Source organism: Ureibacillus sp. FSL W7-1570, from assembly GCF_038593265.1.
GTDB classification, from domain to species: Bacteria; Bacillota; Bacilli; order Bacillales_A; family Planococcaceae; genus Ureibacillus; species Ureibacillus suwonensis.
Window position 1 is genome coordinate 1,312,133 of sequence record NZ_CP151979.1, and the last position, 17,393, is coordinate 1,329,525.

The following is a 17,393-nucleotide window of genomic DNA, read 5'->3' on the forward strand; positions in this document are numbered from 1 at the left end:
TCTTTTTTGAAGAGGATACTTTTAATAGAAAGAATTTATCCTATCCAGCAATCACAATTAAATATGGAGTGCACTGGAAATCTTCGTTTCAAATTGTTTTTGCAATTTGCGGGTCCATTCTCCCACGTTTCCTCCGTTGATCGGCTTTCCGTCTATTTCAATCACCGGAGTAATCTCTGAAGTTGTACTTGTAACGAATAATTCATCCATTTTCAACGCTTCATACGTTGTAAAAGGAATTTCCTTTACCGTCATGTTGATCTCTTCCGCACAAGCGATTACCACATCCCGCGTAATGCCTTTCAAAATAAGGTTGTTGGCAGGGTGCGTATACAAAATCCCATCTTTTACGCCAAAAACATTAGTGGAAGAACCTTCTGTCACCGTATTATTGCGGTGCAAGATCGCCTCATAACATCCTTTTTCATGGGCTTCTTGTTTAGCCAGTACAGCTCCAAGCAAGTTCAATGTTTTTATATCGCAACGCAGCCAGCGGATATCTTCCACAAAAGTCGCTTTTACACCTTTTTCGAGATTTTCCAATGGCCGAGGATTTTCTCTTGTATATGCAATTAAAACAGGTTTTACATTACCTTCAGGAAATTGGTGCGTTCTCGGAGAAACGCCCCGGGTGATTTGAAAATAAATATGTCCTGTTCCCAATTCATTTTTTTCCACTAATTCTTTCAATAATTGATGAAGCTGCTCTTTCGTATATGGTATCGAAATCCGGATCTTCTCTGCCGAAGAATAGAACCGATCGATATGCTCGTTTACTGTAAACATTTCGCCGTTGTATACTTTCACAACTTCATAGACACCGTCACCGAACTGATAGCCTCGGTCTTCTTTATCAATGATAACTTCCTCGTCTTTCACTATTTTGTCATTCCACAACGTAAATCCCATTTTCCCACTTCCTTCATTTTTTGCATGCTAATTCAACAATGGCCTCTGCATAGATTGCAGCAGCTTTGACCAAGTTGTCGATGACAACATACTCATCTTTTTGATGAGCCACATCTGGTTCTCCAGGAAATAAACTGCCGAATGCCACCCCTTTTTTCAACGCTCTGGCATAAGTGCCTCCACCGGTTGATAACGGTTTTGTGTCATCATTTGTATAACGGCGATAAACATTCAACAATGTTTGGATCAATTCATCGTCTTCCGGAATGTAATGGGGCTCCGAGTTCGACACGACATTTAAAGCAAAAGGATATTTCGCCAAATTCTCCTGGGCCATCCGCATTTTTTCTTCATACGGATAGGTCACGGAGTATCGCATGCTGACAATGATGTTTCCTCCGTTTTCCAAATCAAAAGTAACAATTCCCGCATTCAATGTCGTTGGTCCTGACATTTCATCAGCATAATCAAGACCTAGGGCTTTCCCATATACATCGCTAAAAACATCGTCCAGAAAGGAAACGAACGCTTTGCTTGCCTCCGTTGTTAAGAGGAGATTCAAAAATTGGGCAAGGATGACCGCCGCGTTTTTTCCCTTTTCCGGTTCCATTGCATGGGCAGATTTTCCTGTTACGGATATTATAACCCTATCTCCCTCCCGATTGAAAGCCACTTCTTCATCGTACTGTCTAAAATATTGATGGAACTTTTCCTCAAATCCGGAGGGAACATTTTTTAATACCGCTTCTGCAAAATCCGGAACCATATTGTTCCGGTTTCCCGCTTTAAATGAAAGGAGCTGTTCATCCTGGGACAATGGGCTTGTTTGGGAAAATTCAAGCAATGCAATCCCCTTTTCCGCATTGATCAGCGGAAAATCCGCATCCGGAGCGAACCCGATGCCAGGCATTTCTTCTTTTTGAAAGTAATGTTCCACGCATCGGAAGCCGGATTCTTCATCGGTGCCGATGATCATGCGCACCCGTTTTGAAAGAGGAATGCCTGCATCTCTGACCATTTTCATCGCAAGATAGGCAGCCATCGTCGGCCCTTTATCATCAATGGCACCGCGGCCATATAACTTTCCGTCCTTCACTGTTCCTTCAAAAGGAGGATATGTCCAATTTCCTCCCGCAGGCACCACATCCACATGACAAAGGATGCCAAGGATGTCTTCCCCTTCCCCCATTTCGATATGACCGGCATAATGATCCACATTTTTCACTTGAAATCCATCCTTCGATGCTGTCGAAAGCATCCACTCCAGCGCTTTCTTCGGACCTTCTCCAAAAGGGGCATCTTCCCTTGCGTTCTCTTCGTCCAATACACTTTCAATTTGAATCAGTTGTTTCAACCCTTGAATCAATTCATTCTTTCTCTCTTCCGCCATAGCTAAAAAATTCATGTTTTTCACCTCTTCATGCAATTTCAATTCAATCTTCTTTAAAGAAAATTGAAAAATATAAATGTATAGTTGACATTATGGGAACGTATCCTATATAATAAACGGAAATTTTATCATTTAGAATTGTGGAAAAATTAATAGTTTATTGCTATAATGAGTCTGTCAAAAGAATTTTTTGACAAAAAATTCTGATAAAGGGGATGTCTAGGGCAGAAATTTAGACCTCTCATTCATAGTTAGTCGTCCGCTAGTCTTTGCCATGTGAATCAAGATGAAGGAGTGGTTCATTTAAATGAAACCCGCGACAGACAGAATGCTGACACGCATTAAAGACGTGTATTTGTACATTCTTGAGAATGGTACAGTCACTACACAGGATTTGGTTGAAGAATTCAACATCACTCCTCGCACCATTCAAAGAGATTTGAATGTGTTAGCCTTTAACAACTTGGTGGAAAGCCCAAGTAGAGGCAAATGGACAACGACGAAGAAGAAAGTGAAGTTATCATCATAGAGATAGATTGAATACCATATGCCGACTTTGCATATAGAATGTGAACGAGTGACCTTATGACGAGGTCACTCTTTTTTGGAACCATATTCTTTCAATGCCTTCAATTCTTCATCGGACAACTCCCGATATTCTCCATACTTTAATGTTGGATCCAACACCAGGTTTGCCATCGATAACCGTTTCAGAAAAACCACCTTTTTGTTTACCGCTTCGAACATCCTCTTTACTTGATGGAATTTTCCTTCATAAATCGTCAATTCAATTTCTGACGTATCTCCGTATTTAATGATCTTCAATTCTCCCGGCTTTGTCATCGTGCCATCATCCAGAACGATTCCTCTTGCAAAGGCCTTTACGTCTTCTTCGGTCACTTTGCCATCAATCTTCGCATAGTAAGTTTTCGGGACATGTTTTTTGGGTGACAACAGTTGATGGGCCAGATCACCGTCGTTCGTTAAAAGCAACAGCCCCACGGTATCTTTATCCAGTCGGCCGACAGGAAAAGGATGATAATGTCTCAGGAGGGGACTCAATAAATCAATGACCGTCCTTTCCCGCAGATCCTCCGTTGCCGAAATGACCCCTTTTGGTTTATTCAGCATGATATAAATAAATTCTTTGTAATCCAATCTTTCCCCGAATACATGGATTTCCTGCCGCTCCGGGTCGACATGCATGGACGGGTCTTTCACCACTTTTCCGTCCACGGTCACCTGTTCTTTTTTTAACAACTGTTTTACCTCTTTTCGGGAACCGTATCCCGAATTGGCGAGTAGCTTATCTAAACGCATTTAATCAACGACACCTACTTTAATCCGAATTTCCCTGCAATCCGGGAAATCCGTCCTCCTAATAATTTTTGGGCAAGGCCGATTTTGAAACTTATCAAGGCATATACATATACGCCGACTCCAACACAAATCAATGCAACGACAAGGCTGGAAAATTTGCTTTCCACCGGTCCGATCAACAATAAAATTCCTTTATGGACAAGCAACACGGCTGCGGACATGATGGCCGTCAAAATAACGATCAGCAAAATGCGTCTTACCACCATTTTCGATTTGTAATTCAACACTTTCTTTAAAACCAAGAGATTGATCACGATTGAAACCGTATATCCGATCGCCGTCGAAAGGATCGCACCATTCGCCTGCATCGCTTCAATGAGCGGTGTATTGAGCATCAACTTGACAAGAATTCCTGTCAACAAACTGAATACAATCCATTTTTGATAATCGATTCCTTGAAGAAGCGCTGCCGTTACCTGGAATAATGCGAATAAAACGGCTACAGGCGCATAATGGGCGAGCACCTTCGCCCCCATCTCACTTTCCTCATACAAAAGGAAATAAATTTCATGGGACAATAACGTAATTCCAATCGCGGCAGGCAATGTAATGAAAAATAAAATTTGATACGACTTATCCATCGCCTCTTTCAATGATTGAAATTCACCGTTGTTAAAATATTTCGTGATTGTTGGAACAAGGGCCAAAGATAAGCTGGTTGCCAGCATGACAGGAATAATGACCACTTTGTGGGTCGTAAAGTTGACCATGCTCAAATATAAGTCTGAGACTTCCGACATGCCAATATTCTTCATGGCATTATTAAAAGTCAACATATCGACCAGTTGGAACAAGGGATTCGCAATGCCGACGAAAATCATCGGGATTGAATATTGTATCACTTCCCAATAGATTTCCCTCAACTTGATGTCAGAGTTTCCTTTACTTTGGCTTCGCAATTCATTCATTTGCGGGCGGTATTTTTTCCAAAAATAATATAGTACGAGAAGCCCGCCAACCGCTCCAATAAAGGCGGCGAATACCGATAATGCAATCGCCGTTTCGGCACTGCCCTTTAAAAGGATCATCACGGTAAAGGAGGCGCCAAGCAGGAAGACGATTCGCACAATTTGTTCCACGAGTTGGGAGTACGCGGTAGGTTCCATGATTCCGTACCCCTGGAAGAAACCTCTCCATAAACTCATAAACGGAACGACAATCAGCGCATAGCTGACCCAGCGAATGACGGAAGCCACCTGTTCAACGGAAAAGGCTTGATCTTTGCTTCGGATCACGATTTCCGCGATCGGTGTCGCCAGCAAGTTTAAGAGTAAAAAGGTCAAAAATCCTGTGATCAGCATCGTAAGGAGCCCTGATTTTAACAATCTCCTTCCAGCCGCATAATCCCCCATGGAATTATACTTCGATACAAACTTCGATACCGCTACAGGTGCACCGGAAATGGCCAGTGACAGCATGATGGTATAAGGAATATATGCATATTGGTAAAGAATGACGTTATCACTTCCAACGATCGCATAAAATGGAAAGACATAGATTAATCCAAGGACTTTGGATAAAAACATTCCAATTGTTAAAATCGCTGTACCTTTCATTAAAGAGGACATTCAATTCATCCATTCTATTAAGTTTTTTGGAATATGCATTTTTTCATTTAAGAACGGTTCGATGGACAAATAGGTTCTAAAATTTTGTGCAACAAAAATAAGCACTACCTCCAAATGCAGAGATAGTCCTTTTAAAATCATTGCGGGTTTTTCCGTGGAATCGCACCGGTTTTCAACAACATTGAAAACCGGCACTTTTTTTGAATTATTTCATATCAACGAAGAAACGTTTATACCATACAAGGAACACATATACAGTCCAGATGTATCTTGCATAGTTTGCCCGTTGATGATAATGGTCATCCAAATACTTCACCAATTGGTCCGTATTGAAAAATTCCTTCGCATAATCGGATTGGAACGCTTCTTTTACTAAATTATAATACTTTTCTTCCCGAAGCCAATGGCGAATCGGTACAGGGAATCCAAGTTTTTTCCGTTTTGCCCATTCTTCAGGCAACTCTTTAAGGGCAGCCAGTCTCAATGCGTATTTTGTATCTTTTTCGTTGACGCGATATTGTGTCGGAATGTTTTTGGCAAGTTCCATCACCTTTTTATCCAAAAACGGCACGCGCAATTCAAGGGAATGGGCCATGCTCATTTTGTCCGCTTTTAATAGAATATCCCCTGGCAACCATAGGTTTAAATCCAAATATTGCATTTTTGTCACGTCATCTTCATAAGGGACTTCCGAATAAATCGGTTTTGTGATGGAATGCACACTTGGGCCGCTGCGGTAAGCCGGTTTCAATACATTCAATGCATCTTCTTCATCCCATACGACCGCTTCGCCGATAAAGCGTTCTTCGATCGTTTGTCCACCTTTGACAAGGAAGTTTGTATATTTATTTTTCGGCAGTTTCTTTGCGATGCTTGCGATGAGTTTTCTTAATCCGAACGGAATTTTTTCATAGGCTTCCATCCGTTTGGAAGGCTGATACCACTCATATCCGCCGAAAATTTCGTCGGCCCCTTCACCGGATAATACAACGGTTACATCTTTGCTCGCCAATTCGCATAAGAAATAAAGCGGTACGGATGATGGATTGGATTGGGGTTCATCCATATGCCATTGAATCGTAGGCAGTTTTTCGAACACTTCATCGGCGCTTACGTAAGTCCGTTTATTTTCGATATTCAAAATGTCGGACAATTCTTTTGCATGATCCGTTTCATTGAACATTTTTTCATAGTTTTTAAATCCGACAGAGAAGGAGTTGTTTGGACGCAAAAGGGCTGTAACATAGCTTGAGTCAATTCCTCCCGATAAGAAAGAACCGACTTTTACATCGCTGATTTTGTGGGCTTCAACGGACTCTTTCACCGTTTTGCGGATTTCTTCCACATAGTATTCAAGGGTGTTGTCTTTCGCATGATATTTTTTATCCCAATACTTTTCCATTTTGGAAATTTTGCCGTCCCGGATAATCATGTAATGGGCCGGACGCAATTTATAAACGCCTTTAAAAAACGTTTCGTCCATTGCGGAATATTGGAATGTCAAATACGGACGCAACGCATCTTTGTTCATTTCTTTAATAAAAGCCGGGTGAGGTAAAAAAGATTTGATTTCGGATCCGAAAATGAATGTATTGTCTTTTGTATGGTTTGTGTAATATAAAGGTTTGATTCCAAAACCGTCCCGGGCAAGCATCATTTGATTGCGGTTCTTGTCCCAAATGCAAAAAGCGAACATGCCGCGCAATTGTTTGACAAATTCTTCTCCGTATTCCATGTAGCTATAAATGAGCACTTCACTGTCGGATCTTGTTTTAAAATTATATCCTTTTTCAATCAATGTTTCCCGCAACTCTTGGAAATTGTAGATTTCCCCGTTAAAAACCAACACGATGCTTCCATCTTCGCTATAAAGAGGTTGGTTCGCCGCATCGGACAAATCGATGATGCTTAACCGGCGAAATCCAAGGGACACTTTCTCATCCACGTGCTTGCCGCCGCTGTCCGGACCCCTATGGATAATTGTATCCATCATGCGTTCAATTGTTTCGTGATGATCTATTTCTTCTGTTCCATGTATATATCCAATAAATCCACACATATTTTTTCGCCTCTACTTTCTGCATAACAAGAATATTTTATCAGAAATTTTTCCGTAATCATACCGAATTATGATTATAAAACGATTCATTTCAAGATTCAATGAATCTTCTCAATTGTACTAAACTGGACAGAACTATACAATTTTCCTATGAAATCAGTTTTTCTAGATTCTCAATTTTTAAGCATCCCTTTGCCTGAATGAAAGAATTTTTTCTTTCCCCCTTCTTCTGTGTATAATATGGTCAGAATAAAACTAGACGAAAGAGAGAATCAATTATGTACGATTGCATAGTGATCGGCGGAGGGCCGTCCGGACTCATGGCGGCCATTGCGGCGGGAGAACAAAAGAAGAACGTATTGTTGATCGAAAAAGGCAACAAACTCGGAAGAAAACTTGCCATATCCGGAGGCGGCCGCTGCAATGTGACAAACCGTTTGCCGGTGGATGAAATCATCAAACATATACCAGGCAATGGCCGATTCCTTTATAGCGCCTTTTCCATTTTCAACAATGAAGACATCATCCTGTTTTTTGAACGTTTGGGTGTGCCTCTGAAGGAAGAAGACCATGGACGCATGTTTCCGGTTTCCAATCGCGCCCAGGATGTGGTGGATGCCTTGACGAAAGAATTGAAACGTTTGAATGTGGAAATCCGGTTGCAAACAGCGGTGAGCAAATTGTTGATGGATGATGAGAAAGTGTTGGGGGTTCGTCTTCAGGATGGTTCTGAAATCCGCAGTAAAACGGTTATTTTAGCGGTTGGAGGAAAAGCGGTGCCACAAACGGGATCCACCGGGGACGGTTATGCTTGGGCTGAACGGGCTGGCCATACAGTGACGGAACTGTATCCAACGGAAGTTCCCATTACCTCGAAAGAACCGTTTATTCAATCCCGACAGTTGCAAGGGTTGGCATTAAGGGATGTGGCGGTTTCCGTATTGAATAAAAAAGGAAAACCGGTTGTAACCCATCAAATGGACATGCTCTTTACCCATTTTGGTCTAAGCGGGCCCGCCATATTGCGTTGCAGCCAATTTGCCGTAAAAGAAATGAAAAAAAATGGCGGTGCGCCTGTCCAAATCCGTATCCAAACATTGACGGAATTCAACGAAGAAACCTGCTTCCAATATTTGAACCAGCTCGTAAAAAAAGAACCGAAAAAATCGGTGAAAAATTTATTCAAGCTTTTGGCGCCCGAAAGATGGTTATTATTTTTACTTGGGAGATGCGGAATAGACCCATCCAAACCTTGCGCGAAAGTCTCCCAGGAACATTTACGAAAACTGGCCCATGAATTGATTGCCTTTACGATGGATGTACATGGGACGCTGCCGTTGGAAAAAGCCTTTGTCACTGGCGGCGGGGTGTCGATCAAGGAGATCGATCCTAAAACAATGGCTTCCAAGAAAAAGAAAGGATTATATTTTTGCGGTGAAATATTGGATATCCACGGCTACACCGGGGGATTCAACATCACAAGCGCCCTTGTGACCGGCCGTATTGCAGGAATGAATGCGGGAAAGGAAAGCAGTCATTAAAAAAGCTTCCGCCATGTCAATTTCCAAGGGGTTTTTATTTATAAACAACATGGCGAATACATGAATTGACGCAAAAAGCAGGAAAATCGAATCCCTTTCATGACATGGCAGAAGCGATATTAAGTTGATTATACGTTTGATTTTTGTTTATGGAAGTCTCTTCCATCCGTCACAGCCTCAATATAGCCCGCACGGATGACGAAATCCCCGAAATGTTCCCCTTCAAGCCGCTCTTTTGCATAATGCGCAAAAATCGGTCTTAAAGTCGCTAATATTTCTTCTTCTCCGATGTTTTCTTTATACATTTTGCTGAGCCGTGTGCCTTCGAAACTTCCTCCCAAATGCAAGTTGTATTTTCCTGGCCCTTTTCCAATGAATCCAATTTCCGCCATGGCCGCTCTTGAACATCCATTCGGACATCCTGACATGCGGATGACGATGTCTTGATCATATAAGCCAAATTCCTTCAACATCGGCTCGATTTTTTGGATGAGGGTTGGCAAGTAACGCTCAGACTCCGCCATGGCCAATCCGCAAGTCGGCAGAGCGACACAAGCGATGGAATTCCGGCGGAGAGCCGAATAGTTTTCGCTTTCCGTCAATTGATATTTATCAATGATTTGTTGAATGCTTTTCTTCGCTCTTGGACTTACATTGGCAATGATCAAATTTTGGTTTCCGGTAAAGCGGAACTCGCCCTTATGGATTTGCGCGATTTCACGAAGGGCGGTTTTTAATGGGTAACCTTCGAAATCCCGGATCCGGCCGTTCTGGATAAATAGGGTGAAGTGATATTTTCCGTCATCCCCTTTCACCCAGCCGTAACGGTCGCCGGTATGTTCAAAATGGAAGTCGCGCACTTCTTCAAATTCATAACCTAACCGCTTTTCGATTTCTTTTTTCACATTTTCCAAACCAAGGCGGTCGATTGTATATTTGAAGCGGGCTTGTTTGCGGTCTGAACGATTGCCATAGTCACGCTGTACGGTCATAATTTTTTCGCAGACGTCCACAATTTTATCTTTTGGCACAAATCCTACCAATCTCGCCAATTGTGGATATGTTCTCGTATCGCCGTGGGTCATCCCCATTCCGCCGCCGATTGCCACGTTGAAGCCGACCAATTCATCGTTTTCGATGATGGCGATCAGACCGATATCTTGTGAGAATACATCCACATCATTGGCAGGCGGTACGGCAATGCCGATTTTGAATTTGCGCGGCAAGTAAAGGGCACCATAGATTGGTTCCTGCTCTTCCTGTGTATCCACAACCTTCTCGTGATCCAGCCAGATTTCATAATAAGCGTTGGTTCTTGGAAGGAGATGCTGACTGATTTTCGTTGCATAATCCGATACTTCTTTATGCAATTTTGATTGATATGGATTGGCGTTGCACATCACATTGCGGTTCACGTCGCCGCACGCGGCAATCGTATCGATCAAAACGCTGTTTAATTCTTTCATATATTTTTTCATATTCCATTTTAAAATGCCGTGGAATTGGATCGTTTGACGGGTCGTGATTCTTAATGAACCGTTGCCGTATCGATCCGCCAATTCATCCAATTTGATCCATTGGGCAGGTTTCGCGACACCGGCCGGTAAACGTAGACGCACCATAAATTGATAGGCGGGTTCCAATTTTTTTCTTTCCCTCTCCACTCTCTCATCACGATCGTCTTGCATGTAGCTTCCGTGGAATTTTAATAATTTATTGTCCCAATCAGGAATGGCGGCTGATAGTTCATCTTGAAAGGATTCCGCCAATGTTCCGCGCAAATAGTTGCTCGCTTTCTTTACTTCCTCCACATCACTTGGTTTTCCCTCTTGCGGTGGTAACACAATTTTTTTCGTCACGTATGTTTCCTCCTTAGTAAACATCCCGCTGATAACGTTTTTGTTTCCGTAATTCTTCTAAATATTCCCGTGCTTCTTCTTCGGATTTGTTGCCTTGTTCCTGGATGATTTGCACGATGGCTTCCTGCACATCTTTCGCCATTTCTTTGTCTCCGCAGACATAAACGGCGGCGCCTTTTTCCAACCATTCATAAAATTCTTTCGCTTTTTTCAGCATTTTATGTTGCACATACACTTTTTCCTCTTGATCCCGGGAAAAAGCGACGTCCAGTTTCGTAAGCACTCCGGATTTCAACCAACCGAGCCATTCTTTTTGATAGAGGAAATCGGTCATGAAATGTTGATCCCCGAAGAACAGCCAATTTTCGCCCAAAGCGCCCCGCTCTTCCCGCTCCTGAACGAAAGCACGGAAAGGAGCGACACCGGTACCTGGTCCAATCATAATGATTGGTGTTTCATCGTCCGGAAGTTTGAAGTTCGGATTTTTTTGTACATACACTTGTACTTGATCGCCCACATCCAACTGATCGGCGATATATGTTGAGCAAACCCCATGTCTTTCCCTTCCGTCCACTTCATAACGGACAACGCCGATTGTCACATGGGCTTCATCAGGATATGCCGATAAGCTGCTTGATATGGAGTATTGGCGGGCGGGCATTTTTCTTAGGCAATTGACGAACGTTTGGGCATCCCATTGGAATGGACCGAATTGGGTTGCAACGTCCAGCAGATCGCGGCCTTCAATGTATTGTTTTAAAGCTTCCGGGTCTTCAAGTAGAGCATGGAATTTTTCATTCTCTGTAAATTCCGCAAGCTTTCTCATCAACGGTTTGGTCAACAGCGTGATTTCCAATGTATTCAATAACGCTTCTTCCAAAGAAAGAGTTGATTCATCTACGACAACTTGCTCCCTTGGATCAAATCCTAATGAGGCAATTAACGAATCAACGAGATGTTTATTGTTGAACGGTATAATGGCCAGACAATCCCCGGGTTCAAAGACTATTCCTGAATCCTCCAGCGAAAGTTCCAAATGGATTGTTTCCTTGTTGGAACCTCGCCCGTTCAAGTTGATTTTTTCAATGATTTCCGCATGGAAAGGGTTTTTGCGTGAATACTCCTTCACTTCCTGCAATGTTGTCGCGGCCGCTTCCTGAATATTGGCGGGAGCTGCGGCAGCTTCTCCCAGCAATTTATCTTTTACAGCCTCAAACCATTTTTCTGCCGGTTCCGCATAGTCAAGATCACAGTCCACCCGTTCCACCAGTCGCTTTGCTCCCAATTTTTCAAGCTGCAAATCGAAATCTTTTCCCGTTTGGCAGAAATATTCATAGCTGGAGTCTCCCAAAGAGAGAACGGCAAAAGTCACATGATCCAGTTTTGGAGCCCGCTTTCCGTGCAAAAAGTTGTGGAAGGAAATCGCATTATCAGGCGGCTCCCCTTCGCCATGGGTACTTGCCACAATGAGCAAATATTGAACTTTTTTCAATGCGTTTGTTTTAAAATCGCTCATTGAAGAAACCGTGACATCAAGGCCCAATTGCTGCAGCTGGTTGCCATATTTTTCAGCGAGTTTTTGTGCATTCCCTGTTTGACTGGCATAAAGAATCGTTACATGTTTTTTTGCCGGTGACGGTGACTGTACAACGGATGGTGATGCTATTTTTTCCACAGGAGCATCGATAACGGCAATGCCCGTTGTTGCAGTTAAATATCCAGTAAGCCAAATTTTTTGCTGTGGTGTCAATGTTGGCAATAATTCATTCAACTGCTTCACTTGTTTTTCATTAAAAGGACTATTGATGACTTCTAACACACTACACACCTCTGCGAATAAATGATTTTCTTTACTTTAATCGGATCTTTTCGTTTTTTTCGATTTGAATAATAAAATTGTCCTGCACAACTAAAGTGATGGAGCCATAACTCATTGTGCTAAGCATTTTTTTCAAGCTTTCCACCGCTTTTTCAAAATTTTGCTGTTTTTTATCCATTTCAATCACTCCCCACAAATGAATATAACGATTCTTCAATTCTCTCAATCAATACTTGGCGTACGTTTTCGTCATACCCTAAACAGCCGCATAACACAACTTGCTCAGAAAACCCTTGTTGTGCAACCTTTTTCTGGATACTTAATTTCAACAACCCGGTAAACAGCAAATACGGGATGATATACACCCGATTTTCGCTTTCACTTAATGTCAGTATTTTTTCATCGAAGGATGTGCCGTTGCCATACAGAAAGCAAGTATCAACTTTGGCGTAATCGTATGTTCGTTGAAGGAGCTTGGCAATGCGCCCTAAATCCCTTTGTACGCTTGGATCGCTGCTTCCTCGTCCAATCAATAAAATGTCGGTTTCATTTGGAATCATTGGTCCTTGTTCCAACACCCGATTGTGCAGACTGTGAATCAGCTTTTCATGAACTCCAAGCGGTTCTCCGATTGAGAATGTAACATTAGGGAATAATGCTTTGGCTTTTTCAATTTCCTGCGGGATATCGACTTTAATATGATTTGCCGAAAGCAATAAAATTGGGATGACTGCAATGCTTGTGGCACCTTTTGAAACACAAAGCTCAACCCCTTGCAGAATGGATGGTTCAGCCAGTTCCAAAAAACAATGTTCCTGGATTTCCACATTGAAATGGGGCTTCACGGATTCAATGAACCGGATCGCCTCCCAGTTTCCTTCTTTTACCCGGCTGCCGTGAGCCACATACAACAATGCCTGCAATTTCATCCCTCCGTTTGATTACACCGTCTCCCGCAAAGCCTGCTGATATTGTTCAAACCATGCAATTTTTTCACGCATTTTTACCACTTCCCCCACAATGATCATTGCGGGATTTTGGATTTTTTCTTTTTCAGCTATCTCTACAATCGTCTCTAAAGTACCGGTCACCACTCTTTGATGGTTGGTAGTGCCCCATTCGATTAAAGCGATAGGAGTGGTCGGATTTCGCTTATATTTCATTAATTGTTCCGTAATATATGGCAAATTCCCAACTCCCATATAAATCGCCAACGTATCTACGGATTCCGCCAACCCCTTCCAATTGATCCCTTCGTCTTTCCCCTCTTTCAAATGACCGGTGATGATGGCGAAACTGGAGCCCAGTTCCCGATGGGTGACGGGAATCCCTGCATAGGCGGGTGCAGCAATTCCGGAAGTGATGCCCGGCACAATTTCAAAAGGAATGCCTGCATCCCTCAATACTTCCGCTTCTTCCGCCCCACGGCCAAAGACGAAAGGATCGCCGCCTTTTAATCTTGTTACAATTTTTCCTTTTCTTGCATGCTGCACCAGTAATTTGTTAATTCTTTCTTGGATCACATGATGCAATTTTGGTAATTTTCCTACAAAAATAAGTTCAGCACTTGGTTTTGCATAAGAGAGCAACTCTTTTGATACGAGGCGATCATATAAAATGACATCCGCCTGTTGAATACATTTCAGTCCTTTGACCGTAATCAAATCCACGCTTCCAGGACCAGCCCCTACGATATATACTTTTCCCATTTTATTCCCTCGCATTTTATATTAATCTTTCAGCCAATATAAACTAAAACATTGAATTCTTATTGGTAAACTTAGTATTTGTGTTTTTTATATATTACGAAAAGATTCCCTGTTTTTTCAATACCTTTTTGTAAAAAAAAGAAAATTAATAAAATTTGATTACATTCGTTAATTCTGAATTGTTACCGGAGCCACACCATGCCGTTTTCTCAGTGCACAACCCCTTTGCAGCAGAAAAGGCCGCAATATTCCTCTACATTCAACGAATGTTTCATCTGGAATATTACGGCCTCTAGTTTGTCTAGTCAGCACTTCAAATTCTTAGTAATTTGATATAAATAATAAGTTTGATAATGTCATAAGTCAATAGAATTTTTCATAAAACTGATAATTTAGTAAGAATTCATGAAAAATAAAACATGACTCGAAAAGTATGGCACCTTTCGAGTCATGTTCAATTATTTGACAACAATATTCACAAGTTTTCCTGGAATCACAATCACTTTTACAATTTCTTTCCCATCAATATGCTCTTTTACTCTTTCATCTTCTTTTGCCACTTGCTCCAATTGTTCTTTTGCAGCATCTTTTGGCACTGTTACTTTTGAACGCACTTTACCGTTGACTTGAACAACGACTTCCACTTCATCATCAACCAGTTTCGCTTCATCGTATGTTGGCCAAGGTTCATATGTAATGGTCTCATTATGACCTAAAATTGACCAAAGCTCTTCACCGAAATGCGGTGTGATTGGATAAAGCATTTTTACAAAGCCTTCCGCATATTCTTTTGGAACCACTTCGACTTTGTAACATTCATTGATGAACACCATCAATTGGGAAATGGCTGTATTGAAGTGCAAGTGATCGAAGTCTTCCGTCACTTTTTTCACCGTTTGATGGTATACTTTTTCCAATGTTTTATCATCGGATTCCTGGATTTTATTAGAAAGTTTTCCATCCTCCGCAACAAATAGTCTCCATACGCGCTCCAAGAAGCGTCTCGCCCCATCAAGGCCTTTCGTTGACCACGCAACCGAAGCATCAAGAGGTCCCATGAACATTTCATATAAACGCAATGTATCCGCACCATGGCTTCGTACAATATCGTCCGGATTTACCACATTACCTCTTGATTTGGACATTTTTTCGTTGTTTTCACCTAAAATCATGCCTTGGTTGAACAATTTTTGGAATGGTTCTTTTGTTGGCACCACCCCAAGGTCATATAAGAATTTATGCCAGAAGCGGGCATATAACAAGTGAAGAACGGCATGTTCCGCCCCGCCAATGTAAATATCCACCGGCAACCAGCGTTTCAGCAATTCTTCGTCCGCAAGTTTTTCTTTGTTGTGCGGATCGATATATCTTAAGAAATACCAGCTGGAGCCTGCCCACTGAGGCATTGTGTTGGTTTCCCGGCGGCCGCGTTTTCCTGTTTTCGGATCGACCACATTCACCCACTCTTCGATGTTGGCAAGAGGGGATTCCCCAGTTCCGCTCGGACGGATATCTTTTGCTTTCGGCAATCTTAGCGGCAATTCTTCCTCTGGTACCGTTGTCATCGTACCATCTTCCCAGTGGATGACTGGAATTGGTTCACCCCAATAACGTTGGCGGCTGAATAACCAGTCTCGAAGACGGTAAGAAACTTTTTTCTCACCTACGCCTTTTTCTTCCAACCATTCAATGGCTTTCTTAATCGCCTCTTCTTTTCCTAAACCGTTCAAGAAATCGGAATTGATGTGTGGCCCATCTCCTGTAAATGCTTCCTGTTCAATATTTCCGCCTTCCAAAACAGGAATGATCGGCAAATTGAATTTTTTCGCAAATTCATAGTCGCGTTGGTCATGAGCAGGAACCGCCATGATGGCACCAGTTCCGTATGAAGCGAGCACATAGTCGGCAATCCAAATCGGAATGGCTTTTCCATTTACAGGATTGATTGCATACGCACCAGTGAATACACCTGTTTTTTCTTTCGCCAAGTCTGTACGTTCCAAATCGGATTTTGTTTGAACTTGCGCAAGATAAGCTTCCACTTGTTCCTTTTGTTCAGGAGTTGTGATTTCATTTACCAATTCATGCTCCGGTGCAAGAACGCAGTAAGTTGCTCCGAAAAGGGTATCCGGACGGGTTGTGAACACGCGGAATGTTTTCTCCGTCCCTTGCACTGTAAATGTAACTTCGGCACCTTCCGAACGGCCAATCCAATTTCGTTGCATTTCTTTGATGCTTTCAGGCCAATCGAGTTCATCCAAATCTTCCAATAAACGGTCTGCATAGGCCGTTATTCTCAACATCCATTGTTTCATCGGTTTGCGGATGACAGGATGACCGCCGCGTTCGGATTTACCGTCGATCACTTCTTCGTTGGCAAGCACGGTACCGAGGGCCGGACACCAGTTCACAGGCACTTCGTCAATATACGCTAAACCATGTTTATATAATTGGATGAAAATCCATTGAGTCCATTTGTAATATTCCGGATCCGTTGTATTGATTTCCCGATCCCAGTCATATGAAAAACCAAGTTCCTGAATTTGTCTTTTAAATGTCGCAATATTTTTTGCCGTGAATTCTGCAGGGTCGTTTCCTGTATCCAACGCATATTGTTCGGCTGGAAGACCGAATGCATCCCATCCCATTGGATGAAGCACATCGTAGCCTTGCATGCGTTTAAAGCGGGATAATATATCCGTTGCCGTATAACCTTCCGGGTGTCCCACATGAAGACCTGCTCCTGACGGATAAGGGAACATATCCAATGCATAAAATTTCGGTTTTGAATCATCGTTTAATGTTTTAAACGTTTTATTTTTCGCCCAATATTCCTGCCATTTTTTCTCAATCTCTCGATGATTGTAAGTCATGGGTATATCCTCCTTGATTTAATGTATTGCTGCCTTTTTTGATAAAAATGAATTTTGTATTACCAGATTATCCTAAAAAGTGCCAGAATTAACGGAATATTTGAAAAATAAAAAAACTCGCCCCAACCCGAAGAGAAGGGACGAGAGTTTTCACTCCCGCGGTACCACCCAAATTAGTGACACATGCACTCAGCTCATAACCTTAACGCGGTGAACGGTTTTAACTACTTGCTTCGCTAAAACAGACTCAAAGGCGAGTTCGATCCGTCCGCTTACTAGCTTCCAC

The 17,393-nt window shown here is 42.3% G+C and carries 13 protein-coding genes and 1 other annotated feature (1 of these 14 cut by a window edge); of the genes, 2 read left to right on the forward strand and 11 right to left on the reverse strand.

Going from position 1 to position 17,393, the window contains the following annotated elements; all coding sequences use genetic code 11:
- Positions 1 to 57: 57 nt before the first annotated feature.
- A complete protein-coding gene (gene dat / locus NST13_RS06380; protein ID WP_342468889.1) occupies positions 58 to 909 on the reverse strand; it encodes a D-amino-acid transaminase in 852 nt (283 codons plus the stop codon).
- Positions 910 to 922: 13 nt separating this feature from the next.
- Positions 923 to 2,314 carry a dipeptidase PepV gene (gene pepV / locus NST13_RS06385; protein WP_342468888.1) on the reverse strand — a complete coding sequence of 464 codons (1,392 nt, stop codon included), beginning with the start codon at positions 2,312 to 2,314 and terminating at the stop codon, positions 923 to 925.
- A gap of 292 nt (positions 2,315 to 2,606) precedes the next feature.
- Between pepV and NST13_RS06390 the strand changes: the two genes are divergently transcribed.
- Positions 2,607 to 2,828 (forward strand): DeoR family transcriptional regulator, encoded by a 222-nt coding sequence (locus NST13_RS06390; protein ID WP_342468887.1) that lies wholly within the window; start codon positions 2,607 to 2,609, stop codon positions 2,826 to 2,828.
- A gap of 65 nt (positions 2,829 to 2,893) precedes the next feature.
- Here NST13_RS06390 and NST13_RS06395 read toward each other — a convergent pair whose 3' ends face one another.
- The 3 genes from NST13_RS06395 to asnB all read right to left on the reverse strand — a co-directional run bounded on the left by NST13_RS06395 (position 2,894) and on the right by asnB (position 7,306).
- The gene (locus tag NST13_RS06395; protein ID WP_342468886.1) at positions 2,894 to 3,619 is read right to left on the reverse strand and encodes a pseudouridine synthase; all 726 of its coding nucleotides are present in this window, start codon (positions 3,617 to 3,619) and stop codon (positions 2,894 to 2,896) included.
- 14 nt (positions 3,620 to 3,633) lie between these two features.
- Positions 3,634 to 5,247: a polysaccharide biosynthesis protein gene (locus NST13_RS06400; protein WP_342581670.1), complete on the reverse strand. Its 1,614-nt coding sequence runs from the start codon at positions 5,245 to 5,247 to the stop codon at positions 3,634 to 3,636.
- Positions 5,248 to 5,452: 205 nt separating this feature from the next.
- Entirely contained in the window at positions 5,453 to 7,306 is a 1,854-nt protein-coding gene (gene asnB / locus NST13_RS06405; protein ID WP_342468884.1) for an asparagine synthase (glutamine-hydrolyzing), read from the reverse strand.
- A gap of 278 nt (positions 7,307 to 7,584) precedes the next feature.
- Here asnB and NST13_RS06410 point away from each other — a divergent pair, with 278 nt between their 5' ends.
- Complete coding sequence (locus NST13_RS06410; RefSeq protein ID WP_342581671.1) at positions 7,585 to 8,847, forward strand: NAD(P)/FAD-dependent oxidoreductase; 1,263 nt, start codon at positions 7,585 to 7,587, stop codon at positions 8,845 to 8,847.
- Positions 8,848 to 8,975: 128 nt separating this feature from the next.
- Here the strand turns inward: NST13_RS06410 and cysI are convergent, their stop codons facing one another.
- The 6 genes from cysI to leuS form a co-directional block, all read right to left on the reverse strand.
- Positions 8,976 to 10,706: an assimilatory sulfite reductase (NADPH) hemoprotein subunit gene (gene cysI / locus NST13_RS06415; protein ID WP_342468882.1), complete on the reverse strand. Its 1,731-nt coding sequence runs from the start codon at positions 10,704 to 10,706 to the stop codon at positions 8,976 to 8,978.
- A gap of 13 nt (positions 10,707 to 10,719) precedes the next feature.
- Positions 10,720 to 12,525, reverse strand: coding sequence for an assimilatory sulfite reductase (NADPH) flavoprotein subunit (locus NST13_RS06420; protein ID WP_342581672.1), 1,806 nt, complete (start codon positions 12,523 to 12,525; stop codon positions 10,720 to 10,722).
- A gap of 31 nt (positions 12,526 to 12,556) precedes the next feature.
- Positions 12,557 to 12,703: a YezD family protein gene (locus NST13_RS06425; protein ID WP_342468880.1), complete on the reverse strand. Its 147-nt coding sequence runs from the start codon at positions 12,701 to 12,703 to the stop codon at positions 12,557 to 12,559.
- A 1-nt stretch (position 12,704) separates the two neighbouring features.
- Positions 12,705 to 13,448, reverse strand: a complete 744-nt coding sequence (locus tag NST13_RS06430; protein ID WP_342581673.1) for a sirohydrochlorin chelatase — start codon at positions 13,446 to 13,448, stop codon at positions 12,705 to 12,707.
- A gap of 18 nt (positions 13,449 to 13,466) precedes the next feature.
- Positions 13,467 to 14,234 carry a uroporphyrinogen-III C-methyltransferase gene (gene cobA / locus NST13_RS06435; protein WP_342581674.1) on the reverse strand — a complete coding sequence of 256 codons (768 nt, stop codon included), beginning with the start codon at positions 14,232 to 14,234 and terminating at the stop codon, positions 13,467 to 13,469.
- Between the two features lie 458 nt (positions 14,235 to 14,692).
- Entirely contained in the window at positions 14,693 to 17,107 is a 2,415-nt protein-coding gene (gene leuS / locus NST13_RS06440) for a leucine--tRNA ligase (RefSeq protein ID WP_342581675.1), read from the reverse strand.
- 133 nt (positions 17,108 to 17,240) lie between these two features.
- Positions 17,241 to 17,393: a binding site (T-box leader), on the reverse strand (it continues 57 nt past the right edge of the window).